21 protein-coding genes and 1 pseudogene are annotated in these 15,788 nt (G+C 60.0%); 6 read left to right on the top strand and 16 right to left on the bottom strand.

What is annotated here, in order from left to right; translation table 11 throughout:
* The 5 genes and pseudogenes from JCM12178_RS20855 to pyrR form a co-directional block, all read right to left on the bottom strand.
* The coding region (locus JCM12178_RS20855) for a twin-arginine translocation signal domain-containing protein (protein ID WP_157054854.1) at positions 1-108 on the bottom strand (108 nt) is incomplete at its 3' end.
* Positions 109-178: 70 nt separating this feature from the next.
* Positions 179-502 (bottom strand): c-type cytochrome, encoded by a 324-nt coding sequence (locus JCM12178_RS09365; RefSeq protein ID WP_054650806.1) that lies wholly within the window; start codon positions 500-502, stop codon positions 179-181.
* A gap of 293 nt (positions 503-795) precedes the next feature.
* Positions 796-1,392 carry a hypothetical protein gene (locus tag JCM12178_RS09360; protein ID WP_054650802.1) on the bottom strand — a complete coding sequence of 199 codons (597 nt, stop codon included), beginning with the start codon at positions 1,390-1,392 and terminating at the stop codon, positions 796-798.
* A complete protein-coding gene (thrB, locus tag JCM12178_RS09355; protein WP_054650800.1) occupies positions 1,389-1,925 on the bottom strand; it encodes a homoserine kinase in 537 nt (178 codons plus the stop codon). Before thrB ends, JCM12178_RS09360 begins: the two co-directional genes overlap by 4 nt.
* Positions 1,926-1,928: 3 nt before the next feature.
* Positions 1,929-2,464, bottom strand: a pseudogene (gene pyrR, locus JCM12178_RS09350) (bifunctional pyr operon transcriptional regulator/uracil phosphoribosyltransferase PyrR).
* 150 nt (positions 2,465-2,614) lie between these two features.
* Between pyrR and JCM12178_RS19625 the strand changes: the two are divergent.
* A complete protein-coding gene (locus tag JCM12178_RS19625; RefSeq protein WP_245628697.1) occupies positions 2,615-2,938 on the top strand; it encodes an IscA/HesB family protein in 324 nt (107 codons plus the stop codon).
* A 270-nt stretch (positions 2,939-3,208) separates the two neighbouring features.
* On the top strand, positions 3,209-4,132 hold the full coding sequence (locus JCM12178_RS09340; protein WP_054650798.1) for an ABC transporter substrate-binding protein: 924 nt from the start codon (positions 3,209-3,211) through the stop codon (positions 4,130-4,132).
* A gap of 69 nt (positions 4,133-4,201) precedes the next feature.
* Here the strand turns inward: JCM12178_RS09340 and JCM12178_RS09335 are convergent, their stop codons facing one another.
* Positions 4,202-4,849: a dimethylsulfonioproprionate lyase family protein gene (locus tag JCM12178_RS09335; protein ID WP_218185645.1), complete on the bottom strand. Its 648-nt coding sequence runs from the start codon at positions 4,847-4,849 to the stop codon at positions 4,202-4,204.
* A 159-nt stretch (positions 4,850-5,008) separates the two neighbouring features.
* On the opposite strand from JCM12178_RS09335, the gene JCM12178_RS09330 reads away from it, so the two are divergent.
* Entirely contained in the window at positions 5,009-6,271 is a 1,263-nt protein-coding gene (locus tag JCM12178_RS09330; RefSeq protein ID WP_054650794.1) for an alpha/beta hydrolase, read from the top strand.
* A gap of 505 nt (positions 6,272-6,776) precedes the next feature.
* Here the strand turns inward: JCM12178_RS09330 and JCM12178_RS09325 are convergent.
* The 4 genes from JCM12178_RS09325 to JCM12178_RS09310 form a co-directional block, all read right to left on the bottom strand.
* Complete coding sequence (locus tag JCM12178_RS09325) at positions 6,777-7,670, bottom strand: homocysteine S-methyltransferase family protein (RefSeq protein WP_054650792.1); 894 nt, start codon at positions 7,668-7,670, stop codon at positions 6,777-6,779.
* A 125-nt stretch (positions 7,671-7,795) separates the two neighbouring features.
* Positions 7,796-8,536 carry a substrate-binding periplasmic protein gene (locus JCM12178_RS09320; protein WP_054650790.1) on the bottom strand — a complete coding sequence of 247 codons (741 nt, stop codon included), beginning with the start codon at positions 8,534-8,536 and terminating at the stop codon, positions 7,796-7,798.
* Positions 8,537-8,601: 65 nt separating this feature from the next.
* On the bottom strand, positions 8,602-9,132 hold the full coding sequence (locus JCM12178_RS09315) for a hypothetical protein (RefSeq protein WP_054650788.1): 531 nt from the start codon (positions 9,130-9,132) through the stop codon (positions 8,602-8,604).
* Between the two features lie 58 nt (positions 9,133-9,190).
* Positions 9,191-9,592: a winged helix-turn-helix transcriptional regulator gene (locus tag JCM12178_RS09310; RefSeq protein ID WP_054650786.1), complete on the bottom strand. Its 402-nt coding sequence runs from the start codon at positions 9,590-9,592 to the stop codon at positions 9,191-9,193.
* A gap of 125 nt (positions 9,593-9,717) precedes the next feature.
* Between JCM12178_RS09310 and JCM12178_RS09305 the strand changes: the two genes are divergently transcribed.
* The 3 genes from JCM12178_RS09305 to JCM12178_RS09295 are packed head-to-tail and all read left to right on the top strand — an operon-like array spanning position 9,718 to position 11,116.
* Positions 9,718-10,227 carry a nitroreductase family protein gene (locus JCM12178_RS09305; protein WP_054650784.1) on the top strand — a complete coding sequence of 170 codons (510 nt, stop codon included), beginning with the start codon at positions 9,718-9,720 and terminating at the stop codon, positions 10,225-10,227.
* Between the two features lie 4 nt (positions 10,228-10,231).
* Positions 10,232-10,531 (top strand): putative quinol monooxygenase, encoded by a 300-nt coding sequence (locus JCM12178_RS09300; protein ID WP_054650782.1) that lies wholly within the window; start codon positions 10,232-10,234, stop codon positions 10,529-10,531.
* A 9-nt stretch (positions 10,532-10,540) separates the two neighbouring features.
* The gene (locus JCM12178_RS09295) at positions 10,541-11,116 is read left to right on the top strand and encodes a flavodoxin family protein (RefSeq protein WP_054650780.1); all 576 of its coding nucleotides are present in this window, start codon (positions 10,541-10,543) and stop codon (positions 11,114-11,116) included.
* Positions 11,117-11,161: 45 nt separating this feature from the next.
* On the opposite strand, the gene JCM12178_RS18310 is transcribed toward JCM12178_RS09295, so the two are convergent.
* The 6 genes from JCM12178_RS18310 to argJ form a co-directional block, all read right to left on the bottom strand.
* On the bottom strand, positions 11,162-11,314 hold the full coding sequence (locus tag JCM12178_RS18310) for a hypothetical protein (protein WP_157054852.1): 153 nt from the start codon (positions 11,312-11,314) through the stop codon (positions 11,162-11,164).
* A gap of 101 nt (positions 11,315-11,415) precedes the next feature.
* Positions 11,416-12,486 carry a cobalt-precorrin-5B (C(1))-methyltransferase CbiD gene (cbiD, locus tag JCM12178_RS09290; RefSeq protein ID WP_054650778.1) on the bottom strand — a complete coding sequence of 357 codons (1,071 nt, stop codon included), beginning with the start codon at positions 12,484-12,486 and terminating at the stop codon, positions 11,416-11,418.
* Between the two features lie 7 nt (positions 12,487-12,493).
* A complete protein-coding gene (locus JCM12178_RS09285; protein WP_054650776.1) occupies positions 12,494-14,011 on the bottom strand; it encodes an SDR family oxidoreductase in 1,518 nt (505 codons plus the stop codon).
* 3 nt (positions 14,012-14,014) lie between these two features.
* Positions 14,015-14,329: a hypothetical protein gene (locus tag JCM12178_RS09280; protein WP_157054851.1), complete on the bottom strand. Its 315-nt coding sequence runs from the start codon at positions 14,327-14,329 to the stop codon at positions 14,015-14,017.
* 55 nt (positions 14,330-14,384) lie between these two features.
* Positions 14,385-14,582 (bottom strand): 2-hydroxymuconate tautomerase family protein, encoded by a 198-nt coding sequence (locus JCM12178_RS09275; RefSeq protein ID WP_054650772.1) that lies wholly within the window; start codon positions 14,580-14,582, stop codon positions 14,385-14,387.
* 11 nt (positions 14,583-14,593) lie between these two features.
* On the bottom strand, positions 14,594-15,778 hold the full coding sequence (gene argJ / locus JCM12178_RS09270) for a bifunctional glutamate N-acetyltransferase/amino-acid acetyltransferase ArgJ (protein ID WP_054650770.1): 1,185 nt from the start codon (positions 15,776-15,778) through the stop codon (positions 14,594-14,596).
* Positions 15,779-15,788 lie beyond the last annotated feature (10 nt).

Raw genomic sequence — 15,788 nt, 5'->3', positions numbered from 1 at the left:
CGCCTTCAGGCCGCCGATGGTGCCGCCCGCTGCGGCAGCCGCGGCCAGTCCGGTGGCCTTGAAGAAGTCGCGCCTGTTCAGGCCGTTTTCACGCTTTGCGCCAGCCATTGAGCCTCCTTGATGCCAAAATCCCCAAGGACGTCAGGGGCCGTGCAGCCCCTGACGGGTCCCGTTCCTGTTAGCTGCACTTGGCAGGCGTCGGGGAATCCTTGGCGAAATCATGCAGGTAGGTATAAATGTCGTTTTGGTCGCCATCGCCGATGGTCCAGTCCTTCTTGCAGGGGATGTTCCCGGACTCGAAGAGCTTCTGCCATTCGGCCTGCGTCTTGTCCGCAGGGTTCAGGTCGCCCGCCGAACCTTCAGGGCTGTGGCAGGAGCGGCAGTTCTTGCGCCACAGGAACTTGCCCTTGCGCGGGTTGCCGCCGCCAATGGCGAAGGCCATGGAGAACATGGCCAGGGTCAGGAATACTGCTCCGGTGATAATCATGATCTTGCGTCGCACGTTGACCTCCGAAAGGTGTTTTCTTGAGCGTCCCACCAGCTCCCCAGCCGTTTCAGGGACGCCGTTTGTTACATTCTTCACTTTCCATATACCCATACGGGGTATAGGTGTCAAGGGGGGCGGTCCATTTTCGTCCATCATAGTATGAATAGCGTCTTGTGGTATGATAATCATGGCATGGCAGAGGGTTAAAACGAGCATGGTGCCCATTCGGGCGGGGGATAATGGAAAAAAAAGAGGCGGCCACGGATGTAACATCCGTGGCGCCTTGTGAAATCGGGAGCGAGGTCGGTCTAGAACTGCGGAGGGCCGATGATGATCATCTCCGCGATGGTGTGATCGACTTTGGGCATGCCCTGCAGCTTCTTGCCCATGAACTGCATTTCGAGCTGGGCGAGATCGCGCAGCATGGCGGTGCGGTTCAGGGTCGGCAGCTCAGAGGCGGCCTGTTCCGCCAGCTCCTGTGTCTTCCAGCAGCCGGGGAAGGAGGCCACGCGCCCGTCCGGGCGAACGAGAATGTTGGGCACGCCGTGCATGCGGCAGGTCATGAGCCGGTATTCGTACAGGCCGCACAGTCCGTCTTCGCGAATGAGCGGACACATGGCCGCCGGGCGTTCGCCCTTGCCCAGCGCGACCTGCGCTTCGGAAACATAGTCTTCCGCCCGCTTGCGGATGGCTTCGCGTTCTTCTGCCGGAAGCTTGTTCAGCCCTTCCCAGAGGTAGGCCCACTCAATGTAGGTATGGTGCTGGAAGTAGCTGCGGCAGCAGTTGTCCGTACAGCCTTCGCAGCTCAGGCCCACAGCCTTGGCCGTGACCGAGTATTCGTCGGCCATGCGCTTGTAGAGGGCGCCCAGTTTTCGGTAGGCGGCCTTGGGGGTCAGCTTTTTCATGAAATGTCTACCTGTTCCAGAATTTCCTGCACGCACTCGTCGGGCGTGCAGCGGTCAGTGCGCACGATGACGTCTGCGGCCTCGCGGTAAAGGGGCTGGCGCTCCTCGAACACGTCGAGCATGGTCTTGCCGGGTGCGACGGCCAGCCCGCGACCTTCGGCGTCGCCCACGCGCTTCTGGAAGGTCTCGGCGTCGATTTCCAGAAAGACGACCGGGCCGAGCTCCTTGAGCCGGGTGACGGCCTCGGCACCGTAGACCACGCTGCCGCCGGTGGAGATGACCGTACGGAAGAGCGAGATTTCGCTGACGAGCCGTTCCTCGATGCGCAGGAACTCCTCATGGCCGTATGTATCGTAGATGTCCTGCAGCGGGCGCCCGTAAAAGGCTTCGAGGTGCCTGTCCGTATCCATGTGCACCCAGCCGAGGGCCTTGGCAAGCAGTGGGGCGAGGGTTGATTTCCCGGCCCCGGCCATGCCGATGAGGGTGATGCAGGGTTTGGGCTCGCTGTCGCGTTCGACCTTGGTGAAGCTCATGATCTATTTTCCGGTCAGGCAGACGCGGTCCTCGCCGTCGCGCTCGTCCACCAGCACGTTGACGTGCTCCCGGCCGCCGGTGTCCACCCGCTTGCGACGTAATCGGCCTGAATGGGCAGCTCGCGATGGCCGCGGTCGATGAGCACCAGCAGCTCCACGCGGCGCGGACGGCCATAGTCGAGAATGGCTTCCAGCGCGGCGCGGGTGGTGCGGCCCGAAAACAGCACGTCGTCAATGAGCACGATGCTCTTGCCTTCGATGTCGAAGGGAATCTCCGTGCAGTTGATGGTGGGCTGAATATCCAGCGTGGTCCAGTCGTCCCTGTAGAGGTTGATGTCCAGTTTGCCGAGCGGAACGCGGCGGTCGAGCTTTTCGCCGAGCAGGGCCTGAAGGCGTTCGGCAAGGTCTGCCCCGCGACGCTGTACGCCGACGAGCGCCAGATCTTCGTCTTCGCCCCGGCGTTCAACGATCTCGGATGCCAGACGATCGAGCGTCCGGGTCATTTCCTTTCGATTCAGAATGGTTCCGCAATCTTTCATTGTTCAATCCTCCGGTTAGGGGATGCCCTGAGATAATCCATGCGCCCTCGCGGGTCAACCAAAGCCGGGGCGGGCTGACAGATTGTATTTGACAAACAAATGGGTCGTGCTTACCTCTTACTTCCCCAGCCAATGATAAGGAGGACGTAGATGATCAATGTGACTGAAGCCGCACAGAAGCAGCTGGAAAGCTACTTTGCGGATAAAGAAAAAGCACCGGTGCGGGTTTACCTCGCATCCGGCGGCTGAGCTGGCCCTCGACTGACTCTGGCTCTGGATGAGCCTAAGGACACTGACGAGGTCAACGAGATTGGTGAGTTCACCTTCCTCGTGGATAAGGAACTGGCCGCCGAGACCGGCGATATCAAGATTGACATGACCTACTACGGGTTCACCGTGGATTCCGCCAACCCGGTTGGCGGAGGAGCCGGATGTTCCCCCGGAGCCTGCTCCAGCGGTTCCTGCGGCTGTTAGCCGATACGACCAATGGTCATCATAAGACGCCTTCGGGGCGTCTTTTTTTTTGGCCTTTGCCCCGTCAGCGCGCTCGCAGTCTGAATCTTTCGGATTTGGGCGCAGGAAATTCTGCTGAAAATACGCTGTCTTGACCTTTGTGCGCCTTTCCAATATGTAATCACAATCCATAACCATTGCTGTGCGTCCGGCAGGAAATCCGGACCGTTTCCGCCCGAACCCCCTTTCGGTCGATTGGGAACTTTCGTGAATTGTAACCAGGAGTCTAGCTTGAAGAAATCCATCGTCACCGTCGCATTGCTGTTGATTCTCTCTCTTTTCTACACCATGGCGCAGGCCGCCGACACCATGCGCTTCGGGGTGCCGCCATGGCCCGGCGTGACCGTCAAGACCGCCGTGGTCACGCAAATTCTGGATACCATGGGCTACGACACCGAACAGTACGAGGTCGGCCCGCCCATCATCTATAAGGGAATCACCACGGGCGACGTGGACGTCTGTGTTGCGGCATGGCTGCCGAGCCAGAACGAAATGTACACTCCGGTCAAGGAGAAGGGCGGCTTCACCGTGGCGGGCGTCAACCTCGACGAAGCCGTCATCGGGCTGGCCGTGCCGAGCTACGTCTACGAGGCTGGCATCACCTCCATGGCCGACCTCGACAAGAATGCCGACAAGTTCGACCACTCCATGCACACCATCGAAATCGGCAGCGCCATGCACGCCACCACCGAGGCCATGGTCAAGGAAGACTTTGCCGGGCTGGGCGACTGGGAGCTCGTGAGCAGCACCACGCCGGTGATGCTTTCGTTGGTCCAGAACAAGGTCAAGAAAGGCGACTGGGTCGTGTTTCATGCCTGGAAGCCACACTGGATGACCGTCAAGATCGACATGAAGTTCCTGGATGGCATCCCCGGTTCCGAGGAACTGATTACCAAGTCCTGGGTCGAGACCATCGTGTCCAATGATTTCCAGCAGCGGTTCCCGGAGGCGTTTCGCTTCCTGCAGCAGTTCAAGGTCACGGCGGAAACCCAGAGCCGCTGGATTTACGAATACGGCTACGAGGACATCCCGCCCGCAACGGTGGCCCGCAAGTGGATTGCCACCAATCTTGATACCGTGAAGAAGTGGCTGGAGGGCGTGAAGACCGTCTCCGGCGAGCCTGCCTTTGACGCGATCCGCGCCGCGTACAAGTAGGCGAACGCATCAGCCGACAGCTTTGGCCCCGTGGCGACTCGTCAGCGTCACGGGGCTTTCTCGTGCGCGCTAGCAGCGTTTGAAGGTCATGTTCTGGTTGGCGAGGGCTTCTTCGGAACCGGTCCACGCATAGGAGAGCAGGCAGGGTTCCTTTCTGTCCGTCGTGATGCGGTGGCTGTGTTCCGGCGGATTGTAGATCATGGAACCCGGCGCGTAGACGCCTGCGTCGTTTTGCGAAAGGGTTCCGCTGAGGCAGAGGTATGACTCGGTGATGCCTGCGTGGCTGTGGGCCGGATAGGTGGTGCCCGGAGCCAGCAGCACGACGCCGAGGATCAGCCGGTCGAACTGTACCAGCCCGCGCGGCCCCATGAGCTCGCTGTACGCGTACTTCTGCTCAAGGTTTCTGGGCATGCGCTCATACCCGTAGCCCCATGACAGCGACGAGGTGATGCGTGAAAGCATCCTTGTCGTTCCCGAGGCCGGACCGTGCAGTCCGTTGTCCAGCGCCCGTTCCAGATGGAAGCAGACCGGTTTGGTCTGCGCCTCGACGCAGGCCACCGCCGGGCGTGAGGCCAGCGCCTCCTTCAGGGCGATGCGCACATTCTTCATGTGGCTGTTGATGACCCTGCTGCCACCGGCCGAGCCGTTGCGGTACCAGAACAGGATGTCCTGCAGGTAGTAGGTCAGGTACGGGTGGTCCTTGAGGGGTGCGCTCATGGTGCAGCCATAGCACGGGATAGTGGGTGAAACCAAGCCCGGCCGCATTTCAGAATGATCGGTTGGAGCGTTTTCAGTTCAAAGAATTCTATTCTTCCGGTATGCAGCATGGAAAGTACCCATCATGTGCAATTGCCTGTCAGGCTATAGGAGGTCATCATGAAAAGGAGAATCGTCAGCATTGTCGCGGCAGTCTTGATCCTGCTGGGAGTCGGGCAGGCTTCTGCCGCGGAAGGCGGGGACGCCTTTGACGCCCACGCAACCACCTTCAAATACTTTTTTCATGACGGTGACATGGACTTTCATTTTGGCAATCTCATTCTGGGGTCTGCCGTCAATGGTGGTGTGGCGATCGGGGAGGCTTTTTATGCCGCGTCCCGAATCACCGACGGTGACAGTGCCAGCTGGCAACGGGAATGGGGTGCTTTAGCGGAGCGGGCAGAGGCTCGAGGGCTTCAATCCCTTGACGGTGGACACACTGTAAGCGCTCGGGATCAGTTGTTGCGAGCGGCCTATTACTATCGCCTCTCCCTTTTGGGCATGTTGCCGGATAACCCCGAACTGGCCAGACGCGGGAGTAAATGCCGCGCGCTGATGAAAAAGGCAGGGCCGCTCTTCGACCCCCCGTTGGAATATTTTGAGGTTCCCTTTGAAGGCACTGTGTTGCCCGGTCTTTTTCGCAAGGCAGCAAACTCCGGGAAGCCCGCCCCGACCTTGATAATGATCGGCGGTGGCGAGACCTTTATCGAAGACCTTTTCTTCTACATTGCTCCTCAGGCGCATGAACGCGGTTACAACTTCATGACCGTCGATCTGCCGGGGCAGGGACTGTTGCCTCTTGAAGGTCTTGTATTTCGTACTGACACCTATGTGCCCATGAAGAACGTGGTGGACTACGCGCTCGGCCGTTCGGACGTGGACCCTGAGCGTCTCGCGGCATTCGGCATCAGCGGTGGCGGGCAGTTCGTTCCTCAGGCGGCCATGCATGATCCGCGCATCAAGGCCATTGCCATGAGTTCGGCTGTCGTGGACGGCTATCCTATCTTCGCCGCAATGCCTGTTACAACGGCTACGGCCGAAGAGCGGCAGTCCTGGAGCTCTTTTCACGCCGATGTGGTCAAGTCCATTTGCTGGCGGTACGGCGTTGACGAGCCTTCCGAACTCATTGAGGCCAACCGGGGCAACACGTTCGACCCGGGAAAAATCGCTGCACCGGCACTCATGATTGTCGGGGAGGGGGAATATCGCAGCAAGGAAGTGCAGCGTCAGCAGGAAGTCGCACTTGACGGCTTGAGTGATCCCCGCAGCAGGCTGGTGGTGACGCCTTCCGATGAAGGGGCGTCCAACCACTGCATCATGGAAAATCGCAGCTTGGTGGGGCAGGTCCTTTTCGACTGGCTTGACGAGGTGTTCGATCGATAGGGAGCCAGTGTGAGTTGTCATGCCAAGGTCGTGGCCTAGAGATAGCGTTTCAGAATGCGCTCGTGGGCCCGCCTTTATGGCATCAACCATCTTCTGTCCGCGGATGAGCATTCCCATGTCAGCCCGGCATGGGCAGAGGGCGTGTCGCCTGATCTGGCGGCGGTGGTCCTGAAGTGGGGGGGCGTGGAGAGAGGACACCCTTAAACAGATCGGGAAAGGTGAAGAGGAGTTCGGCGATGAGGGGCGCGCCTTATCTGCCATTTTCACAGTCGTGGGGCAGGCCCGATTCGTCGTCGTTGATGAACACGCTGCCACTGATGTGCGTGCATTCGCCAAGCCAACTTCGTTGCGGTCCACCATTCAGGACTGCCGTTTGCTTTGGCGTACTTTGGTTAGTTTTTCCGCCATGCTCCAGCAGGCACAGAGGGCGGGCAAGGCTCCTTCATCCGACACCCAAGAAGCGCCAATTAGTGACCCGAAGGGGTGACCCGGCTCTCAGCTCGGGCTAAACCGGCAAGTTTTGAGAGATGTGCCGAATATAATCGGGGCCGATTCCACAGCAGCCTCCCACAATAGTCGCACCTTTCTCAACCCATAGTCTTGCGGCATCGGTATATAGTGCTGGTGAGAGATCTTCCTTCAATTCCGTTGATTTCAGTTCCAGTTTGTAATCCTCTCTAATCTCATTATAGCGATTGCCGTATGCTCCGTACTGAAAGTCGAAAGCCGTTGCCAAAGCTTGATAGATAGACATGCTTTTATGGATGTTTTGCATCGTTGAACAGTTCGCCAGCAGGACCTTCACGCCAAGATCCAGCAGCTCCGTTGCCGTCTCCTCCAAGCTTTCTCCGCTCCGAAGGTTGCCTGATTCATTGACCGTAAAGCTGATCCATAGCGGGATAGTCGTTTTCTGAGCAATTTTAGCAATCATACGAGCTTCTCTGGCATGGCTGAGGGTTTCACCAAGCAGTATGTCTGCCTGATTGTGTATCGCCCGGTCTATTAATAGCTCGTATTCCTTTTCCAGCGCGGTGTTGTCTGGCACCAAATCTGCGCGGTAGGACTCTGATAAAGGGGGTATTGAAGCAGCAATTCGAACGCCGTCATGTGTTTCTGCACGCGCCTGCCGAGCCTGACTATAGGCCATGTCGAGCAATGCAACCTGATCACCCTGTTTTTCCGCATTTGATAAATGGTATCTCGTCAGAGCATAGGTGTTTGTCGTGATGACTGAAGCCCCGGCATTAATAAAGGATTTATGAACTTCTTTGACGATGTCGGGGTTGCTGTAAAAAGCATTGGCAGACCATAATGGTGGATCAATTGAGGCTCCCTGCTTTTCGAGTTCCCTGCCGGTACCACCATCAAGGAGAATAATGCTCTCTTGGTTTGCAGTCATGTGTATGGCCTCCGTCTATTGGGCTAAAGGGATAGTCGGTATACTCATCGTTGTTGAGGCACAGCCTCTCACGGTATGATTTCACGATGGGAGGGTAGCACGGCGTGTGGTTGTGCGCCACCAGTCTAGAGATAGCGTTTCAGAATGCGCTCGTAGGTGCCGTCTGCCCTTATGGCATCGAACATTCTCTGCCAGCGGATGACCATTGCCGGGGCGAGGTCGTTGGAAAAGGCGATGTACATGTCCACGGTGGCAAAGGTGATGCCCGTGTCCTGAAACTGCGTGGGCTGAAGGCGTGGGAGGCGTCTGAGAAATCCCGGAAACAGGGCTTGGTCCATGACGGCGAGCGAGGCCCGCCCCGCCTTCAGCTTGTAGAAGTCGAAGCGGTGGCCGTTGCTTTCCTCAAGGTTCATGAATCCCATTCCCCGGAGGGTCTCGAATGCGTATCCGCTGCGGGTGACGGAGATGCGTTCGGCCTTGCGGGCATCCTCAAGGCTTGTGAAGCGTCCCTTTTCTCCGGCCCGGCAGAAGAAGTTCAGGCGGGTCGTGTACACTGGCCCGATCAGGCGGTTGGCGGACTGGTAATTCTCGTTGCCCGGAACCGGGAAGAGTATCACCTCCTTCTGCTCCATGAGAACCTGCATGGCTCTGGCCCAGGGGACAAGGCGGACCATGTGCGGGTCCCGCCCGAGGCGGCGCAGGATTTCCGAGACTATATCCACCATGAACCCGGCGGCCTCTTCCTTCTCCTCATAGGCATACGGCGGCAGGTCTTCGGCAAAGACCTTGATGTGGTCGGCGCTGCACGGCTGTCCCGTGAGCGTCAGCGCAGCCAGAAAAACAATGGATAAGACAATGTATCGCATGGGTGTCCTTCTATATTCACCCAAGCGTATCGGAAAAAGCGGTGAGGAAAAGTGGGGTCGGGAAATCAGGCCAGTGCGGTGAGCGCCTTCAGTTCGCTGTCCCACCCGGTCATGGGAGTGTCCTCGATGATTTCGCGCAGGCCGAGCAGCTGGGCCAGCGGGAAGTCGCGGCCCCAGAGCTGGCGGTATCCCACAAGACCGTGTTTGGAGAGAATCTCACCGCCCATTGACCAGATTTCTCGTGCAAAGGCGTTGCGGTCAAAGACGGTGTCCAGCTTCCAGACCATGGATGGACAGTCGCCCACGATGCGACTGCCTGCAAAGCTGGCGTGGACTTTGATGACGTCCCCTTCAGGTTGAAGCTTCCAGAAATATATCCAGCCTTCACCGAGCCATTCAAACTCAAAATGGTATGGCGGCACGCCGCCGTTCATGGCGTCGTGGGCGTCCACCAATGCGTCGCACAGGTCCCTGAGCGGTTCCGAGAAGACGGACGCCACGCTGAAGTCGCAAACCTTATCGCCGTCCTCAAGACGGATATCCAGCCATCCTTGGCGAAGTTCCGAGAAGGAAAACGCCGGGGTACGGGTCGTCATTATGCACCTCCGGAAGTTGCTGGAGCATACCTTGTTGGCGTGAAATGACAAGTCCCGGTCATGCGGCGGATTTTTTGTCCGCGGAGTGCTGCGCTGCTTCGTTCTGCTTTTCGGCTAGCCGTTCGGCCTCGTACATGCTGCCCCATTCGCACAGGCGGCTGATGACCGGAGTGACGGTCCGGCCGAGTGCGGTGAGCGAGTACTCCACCTTCGGCGGCACCTGCGGATAGACCTCGCGATGCACGATGCCGTCGGTTTCCAGCTCGCGGAGCTGTTGCGTAAGCATTTTCTGGGTTATGGTGGGCATGGTGCGCCGAAGTTCGTTGAACCGAAGCGTTCCCTGCTGGCCGAGGTGGTGGATGATGAGCGGCTTCCACTTGCCGCCGATTATCTGGAGCGTCAGCTCCATGGCGCAGTAGTACTCCCGGCCGTCGAGATGTTTGAGTCCGCATTCAGACATGGTGTCTCCGTGTGGTATCTTTTTGGTGACTATACAACAATAAGGTGCGTACTTGCGTTCTTCGCCATTATGCCTGAAGAGTGTGTACAGGTAAAGAAGGCACCAAAAACGATCGGAGGACGATCATGGAAGTAATGGAAGCAATCAGGAGCCGGCGCAGCATCCGCAAGTATACGGACGAGCCGGTCAGCGAAGCGGATGTGAAAGATATTCTGGAAGCGGCCATGATGGCCCCGAGCGCGGGCAATGCCCAGCCGTGGCAGTTCGTGGTGGTGGACGACCCGGAAAAGCTCGCAGCCTGCAAGGACGTGAACCCGTATGCGGCCATGGCGCCCAAGGCGCCGCTGGGAGTCCTCGTCTGCGGCGACATGAGCCTTGAGAAGTTCCCGGGTTATTGGCCGCAGGACTGCGCCGCAGCGGTGCAGAACATGCTGCTGGCCGTCCACGGCAAGGGGCTGGGCGCGGTCTGGACCGGCATTCATCCCATCGTCGAGCGCGAGGAAGGCTTTGCCCGTCTGTTCGGGCTGCCCGAAAACGTCAAGCCGCTGGCGCTTGTGGTGATCGGCCACCCTGCGCAAAACCCGACGGCCGAGTCCCGCTACAAGGCGGAACGTGTCCACAGGAACGAGTGGTAGAAATATGGCAACTACAGAAAACGTGGCCGTGCACGTTACATTCACGGTACGATCCGGCATGGAAGCGCAGGCCCGCGAGGCCTTTGCCGAACTGGTTGAAAACAGCCTCAAGGATGCGGGGTGCATGCAGTACGACATGCACGTGAGCGTCGAGGACGGACTGCGCTACATGCTCTATGAGCGCTGGGAGTCCGAGGAACTGCTCAGGGCGCACCAGGATGCGGCGTGGATGAAGGAGTTCGGCCCGAAACTCGAAGCGGTTCTTGCCGGGCCGCCGGTCATAACCGATTGGAAACCCCTTTAAGGAGGCGTCATGAAAGTCATAGGAATTAACGGTAGCGCGCGGAAGGGCGGCAACACCGCCACCATGATTAACACCGTGTTCGGCGAGCTGGAGAAAGAAGGCATCCAGACCGAAATGATGGAGATGTCCGGCAAGAATATCCGCGGCTGCATCGCCTGCATGAAATGTTTCAAGAACAAGGATCAGAAGTGCGCCGTGGACAAGGACATGGCCAACGAATACATCGCGGCCATGCTTGAGGCGGACGGCATTGTGCTCGGCTCGCCCACCTACTTCGCCAACATCTCCACCGAGATGAAGGCGTTGGTGGACCGCGCCGGCATGGTCAACCGCGCCAACGACAACATGCTGGCCCGCAAGGTGGGTGCCGGTGTGGTCGTGGCCCGGCGGGGCGGGGCCATCCACACCTTCAACTCCCTGAACCACTTCTTCTTCATCGGCGAGATGATCGTTCCCGGAGCCGACTACTGGAACATGGGCTTCGGGCGGGAAAAAGGCGATGTGACGGGTGATGACGAGGGTATCGGAACCATGAAGATTCTGGGCCGGAACATGGCGTGGCTGCTGAAGAAGCTGAACGCCTAGCGGCATGAAATGATTGTCCCGGCGGCCGAGCGGTCGCCGGGGCTGTTACTTCCTGGGCGGCGGGATGTCCTCGCCGCAATACTTGCAGGTGACGGTTTTGTTCCTGTCCTTGGCGGCCACTACCTGCTTCTTCCTGCATTTCTGGCAGATGCGCGCCTTGTCGAGCACGGAACAGATTGCTGCGTAAAATCCCCACATGATATGAATTCTCCTGCCCCCGAGATGCGGGAGCCATCGCATGTTTTCTTCAGGCTACAAGAGTTTTCCGGCCAGGGCTAGAAAAGTCGGTGGAAAGTTTTCTAGAGGTAGCGGGTGCCGTCGAAGTCGTAGACCCGGTACCGCACGGCTATCCGGTGGCCGGAAAACCGCTCGGCATGCGCCTGCGCCCTGTCGCGCAGCATGCCAAGCAGGATGGCGAAGCCGGACTCCTTCTTCAACTGGTCAAAGACCTGCCGGGCGGTGTTGGCCTGCCGGACTTCTTCCGCGATGTGTGCGCCGAGTCCCGCGTCGCGGCAGCACTCGGCCAGCTCGTCAAAGTCCACGGGATGGGTTTTGGCGTGCGTGTACTCGTTGCCCTGCGCCTGCTTGACAAGCTTGCCCGGAAAGACCGCCCAGATCGCCTGACGGAATCCGCGTTCGGCAGCGGCCTGCATGGCAAAGGCGAAGAAGTCCGCGGCCTGTACCATCGCCTGTTCAGTCGTGCCCGGATAGTGGGCGGCGTGAAATTTCTCGGAGCGTCGGCCTGTGGTGAAGACGGGCTCTGTCACGCCCACTGCTCTGGCCACGTCGAGGGCTTCCTCGATGGAGGCCTTCCATGAGTCGTGGGAGTATGGCTTGACGATGCCATGCGTGCCGAGAATGGAGATGCCGTCCACGATGCCGAGCCTCGGGTTCATGGTGGCCTCGGCCAGCCGTTCGCCTTCGGGTACCTCGATGACTATGGCGAGGGTGCCGTTTTTCTGCCCATTCGCGGCTTCCATTGCGGCGGTTTTGATCTGCTCTCGCGGCGCGGGGTTGATGGCCGCCTCTCCTACCGGAACCGGCAGGCCCGGCAGAGTCGCTGTGCCAACGCCTTTTCCGCCACTCAAGGTAACGCTGAAAGCCTTCTCTTCGTGAATCAGCCTGACAGTGGCTTGAATTTCGTGCCCGTCGGTGACGTCGGGGTCGTCTCCGGCGTCCTTGATGACAGTGGCACGCCAACCTTTGCCGGACGGTTCGATGCGGGCAATGGGCACCCTGATCCGGTTGCCGTCGGGCAGGGGAGTGTCCACGCTCTCAGGGGAGTCTCCGCGGAATAGTCGCAGGGTCGCGGCCTTTGCGGCGGCTGCCGCACAGGTGCCGGTGGTGATGCCGGAGCGCAGTTCGGTCATGGCCGGATCACTTTTTGAGCTTCTTGGGCCGCTCGTACATGTGCACGCTGGCCATGCCCGCGATGTTCTCGATCATGTTGCGGAATATCAGGCTGTGGAAGGGATAGACCGCGTACCAGTAGAGCAGCCCGAACAGGCCGCGCGGCATGAAGCTGGCGGTCATCTTCATCTCCACGGCCTTTTCCCAGAGCGGGGTCAGCCGGAATTCAAGCAGGGCCTCGCCGGGCAGGCGCATCTCGGCCTTCAAAAGAAGCCGTTCACGATCGCGCACGTCCACCACGCGCCAGAAGTCCAGCGCGTCGCCGACATGAATGGCGTCCGGGTCGGTGCGGCCGCGCCTTACGCCGGGGCCGCCGATGAGCTTGTCGATGAAGCCGCGAAACCGCCAGAGCGGATCGCCGAAATACCAGCCCTGTTCGCCGCCGATGCGTTCGATGACCTTCCAGATGTCGTCGATGTCGCCCTGAAGGCGCGCGGCGTAGCGGTCCTTGAAGACCGTGCCGCCCGCGTAGGATGCGTCGCCCTCTATGGACCACTCCGGGGTGCAGGCGTTGCCCGTGTCAAAGCAGTGCGAGTCCACCTGCATCTGGCGGGTCCGGGCGATGGCGAGCTTGATGGCTTCACGGCAGGAAACGAGTTCCTGCGGAATGATGTCCCGGATGTCGTTGTTGCGGCAGATGACCTCGTTGGCGAGCCCTTCGGCCAGCGGCTGGGCGAGGTTGAAGGGCACCGGGGTCACGAGGTTGATCCAGTAGGACGAGAGCTTGGGGGTCATGACCGGCAGGGAGATGAGCCGCTGTTTCTTAAGCCCGGCTTCCTCCGCGTAAATCTGAAACAGCTCGGCGTAGGTGACGATGTCCGGCCCGCCTATGTCCAGCGTGCGCCCCGTGGTCTTCGGGTGCTCAAGGCATCCGGCGAGGTACCCCAGCACGTTGCGGATGCTGATGGGCTGGCAGCGGGTGTTCACCCAGCGCGGGGTGATCATCACCGGAAGGCGGTCGCAGAGGTAGCGCATGATCTCGAAGGAGGCCGAGCCGGAGCCGAGGATCATGGCCGCCCGCAGGATGGTGGTGCGGGTGCAGCCCAGTTTGAGGATGCGTCCGACCTCGGCCCGCGAGCGCAGGTGGTGGCTCAGTTCCGGGCCGTCGGCGCTTTTCTCGCCCAGTCCGCCGAGGTAGATGAAGCGGTCAAGACCGACTTCATTGGCGGCTTCCACGGCGTTATACGCGGCCTCGCGGTCCGCCTCGGCAAAGTCGCGCGTGGAGGGCGACATGGAGTGCACGAGGTAGAACGCGGTGTCACAGCCGTCCATGGCCTTGACGAGGCTCTGCTCGTCAAAGAGGTCGGCGGTGACGACTTCGAGGTTCTCGTGGTTGCCCCACGAGCGGGCATGAATCTTGGCCGCGCTTCTCCCGGCGGCCCGCACTTTATAGCCGCGTTCCAGCAGCAGCGGTGCCAGACGGCCGCCAACGTATCCGGTGGCGCCGAGAATCAGAACGGGCTTGGAGCCGGGAGCGTCGAGCATTGGTTAGTCTCCGTAGTATTCCTTGCTGGTGATCCAGCCTCGGGCGCGCATGCACTTTTCCCAGTAGGAGTATGCGGCCTTGTTCTCGGTGTAGTCGAATTCGTCGCGCGCGAGTTCGTCGGAGTATTCCGGTTCCTGCATGCCGAGTTCGTTCATCTGCGGATTGTGTTCTTTGGCGAACTTGTGACAGATTTTGCTGTCTTCCTGAAAAATCTGGTCTTCCTTGCGCGGGTCGGCGATGTTGGGATTGACCCAGTCCTTGCCGCAGCCGGAAAGCGCGAGCGCGGCGAGCATCAACAGGGGGACGAATTTCTTCATGGTCTGCCTCTTCATGGTTTCATGATGCCACGTCCTGCGGCATTCGCAATGATTTCTACTTGTCCGGGAATCGTTCGGAGCAAAGCTCCCCGGCCGCGCCCCAGTTCTCCTTGGGTTTTTCATCAATGATGACGGTCACGGCCTCGGGCGGACACCCGAGTATCCGGCAGGTCTCGCGCGTCATGGTCTCCACGAAGTCCCGCTTGGTATCCTTGGTCAGTCCTTCCCATGTTTCGAGCCTGAGGATGGGCATGGCAGTTCTCCCTACGACCTGTAATCCGCGTTGATGGAAACGTACTCACGGCTCAGGTCCGAGGCGAGCAGGGTGTACTTGCCTTCGCCCGCACCGAGGTCGATGCCGATCTCGATGTCGGCTTCGGCCATGACCGGCTCAAGCAGCACGTCCATGTCGCCGGAGACCGGGCCGCCGTTTTCGTAGATGGCGATGCCGCCGATGGTCAGCACCAGCTTGGAGGGGTCGAACATGGCACCGGAGCGGCCTGCGGCGGCGGTAATGCGGCCCCAGTTGGGGTCACATCCGAACAGCGCGGTCTTGACCAGCGGCGAATGGCCCACGGCCCGCGCCACCAGCTCCGCCTGTTTGTCGTCCATGGCACCACTCACTGATATATGCGCCACCTTGGTGCCGCCTTCTGCGTCGCGCACGATCATGTAGGCGAGGTCCCGGCAGAGGTCCATGAGCGCCTGCTCCAGCAGGTCGAGGTCCATGTCGGACTCCACGGCAACGCCGGACGCGCCGTTGGCAAGCCCCATGACGCAATCGTTGGTGCTCGTGTCGCCGTCGATGGTGATGTGGTTGAAGGTCTTGAGCGCGCACCCGGCCAGCATGTCGCGCCAGCGGCCCGGAGAAACGTCCGCGTCGCAGCAGATGAAGCCGAGCATGGTGGCCATGTTCGGGCAGATCATGCCCGCGCCCTTGCACATGCCCAGCAGTCGCACGGTGCCGCCGGAGAGCGTCACCGTTGCCGAGGCCAGTTTGTGAACCGTATCCGTCGTCATGATCGCCTTGGCCGCGTCCTCGGGCGAGGCCTTGCCGAGGGTGTCGGCAAGCGCGGGCACGGCGGCTTCCCATTTTTCCATGATGAGCTGCGGCCCGATCACGCCGGTGGAGGCCGGGAGAATCTCGTCCGCTGGCAACCCCGTGGCCTTGCCCACCATGTTCAGGGTCTCGCGGCAGCGGTTGAGACCCTCTTCGCCGGTGCTGGCGTTGGCCTGACCGGAGTTGACGAGGAAGGCGCTGGCCCTGTCGGTGCGGGCGAGCATAGCCTTGCACTGGAGCACGGGCGCGGCCTGAAAAAGGTTCTTGGTGAACACGCCCGCAGCAGCGGCGGGCCGGTCGCTGGCAATGAGCGCCAGATCATCGCGGCCGGGCTTCTTGAACCCGGCGGCGGCGGTGGCGAAATGAAATCCCTTGGGTATGTCGGTCATGGTTGCTCCT

The organism is Salidesulfovibrio brasiliensis JCM 12178, assembly GCF_001311825.1.
Taxonomy (GTDB): domain Bacteria; phylum Desulfobacterota; class Desulfovibrionia; order Desulfovibrionales; family Desulfovibrionaceae; genus Pseudodesulfovibrio; species Pseudodesulfovibrio brasiliensis.
The sequence above is the reverse complement of the archived record's forward strand: the minus strand, read 5'-3'. Positions and strand labels throughout refer to the sequence as shown.

Coding starts and splice junctions, on each gene's coding strand:
- JCM12178_RS09360 (WP_054650802.1), bottom strand. CDS start 1,392: ATGAAAAAGCTGACCCCCAAGGCCGCCTACCGAAAACTGGGCGCCCTC.
- JCM12178_RS09315 (WP_054650788.1), bottom strand. CDS start 9,132: ATGACGACCCGTACCCCGGCGTTTTCCTTCTCGGAACTTCGCCAAGGA.
- JCM12178_RS09325 (WP_054650792.1), bottom strand. CDS start 7,670: ATGACTGCAAACCAAGAGAGCATTATTCTCCTTGATGGTGGTACCGGC.
- thrB (WP_054650800.1), bottom strand. CDS start 1,925: ATGAGCTTCACCAAGGTCGAACGCGACAGCGAGCCCAAACCCTGCATC.
- JCM12178_RS09300 (WP_054650782.1), top strand. CDS start 10,232: ATGGCAACTACAGAAAACGTGGCCGTGCACGTTACATTCACGGTACGA.
- JCM12178_RS09330 (WP_054650794.1), top strand. CDS start 5,009: ATGAAAAGGAGAATCGTCAGCATTGTCGCGGCAGTCTTGATCCTGCTG.
- JCM12178_RS09320 (WP_054650790.1), bottom strand. CDS start 8,536: ATGCGATACATTGTCTTATCCATTGTTTTTCTGGCTGCGCTGACGCTC.
- JCM12178_RS09280 (WP_157054851.1), bottom strand. CDS start 14,329: ATGAAGAAATTCGTCCCCCTGTTGATGCTCGCCGCGCTCGCGCTTTCC.
- JCM12178_RS09295 (WP_054650780.1), top strand. CDS start 10,541: ATGAAAGTCATAGGAATTAACGGTAGCGCGCGGAAGGGCGGCAACACC.
- JCM12178_RS09305 (WP_054650784.1), top strand. CDS start 9,718: ATGGAAGTAATGGAAGCAATCAGGAGCCGGCGCAGCATCCGCAAGTAT.
- cbiD (WP_054650778.1), bottom strand. CDS start 12,486: ATGACCGAACTGCGCTCCGGCATCACCACCGGCACCTGTGCGGCAGCC.
- JCM12178_RS18310 (WP_157054852.1), bottom strand. CDS start 11,314: ATGTGGGGATTTTACGCAGCAATCTGTTCCGTGCTCGACAAGGCGCGC.
- argJ (WP_054650770.1), bottom strand. CDS start 15,778: ATGACCGACATACCCAAGGGATTTCATTTCGCCACCGCCGCCGCCGGG.
- JCM12178_RS09285 (WP_054650776.1), bottom strand. CDS start 14,011: ATGCTCGACGCTCCCGGCTCCAAGCCCGTTCTGATTCTCGGCGCCACC.
- JCM12178_RS09275 (WP_054650772.1), bottom strand. CDS start 14,582: ATGCCCATCCTCAGGCTCGAAACATGGGAAGGACTGACCAAGGATACC.
- JCM12178_RS09310 (WP_054650786.1), bottom strand. CDS start 9,592: ATGTCTGAATGCGGACTCAAACATCTCGACGGCCGGGAGTACTACTGC.
- JCM12178_RS09335 (WP_218185645.1), bottom strand. CDS start 4,849: ATGAGCGCACCCCTCAAGGACCACCCGTACCTGACCTACTACCTGCAG.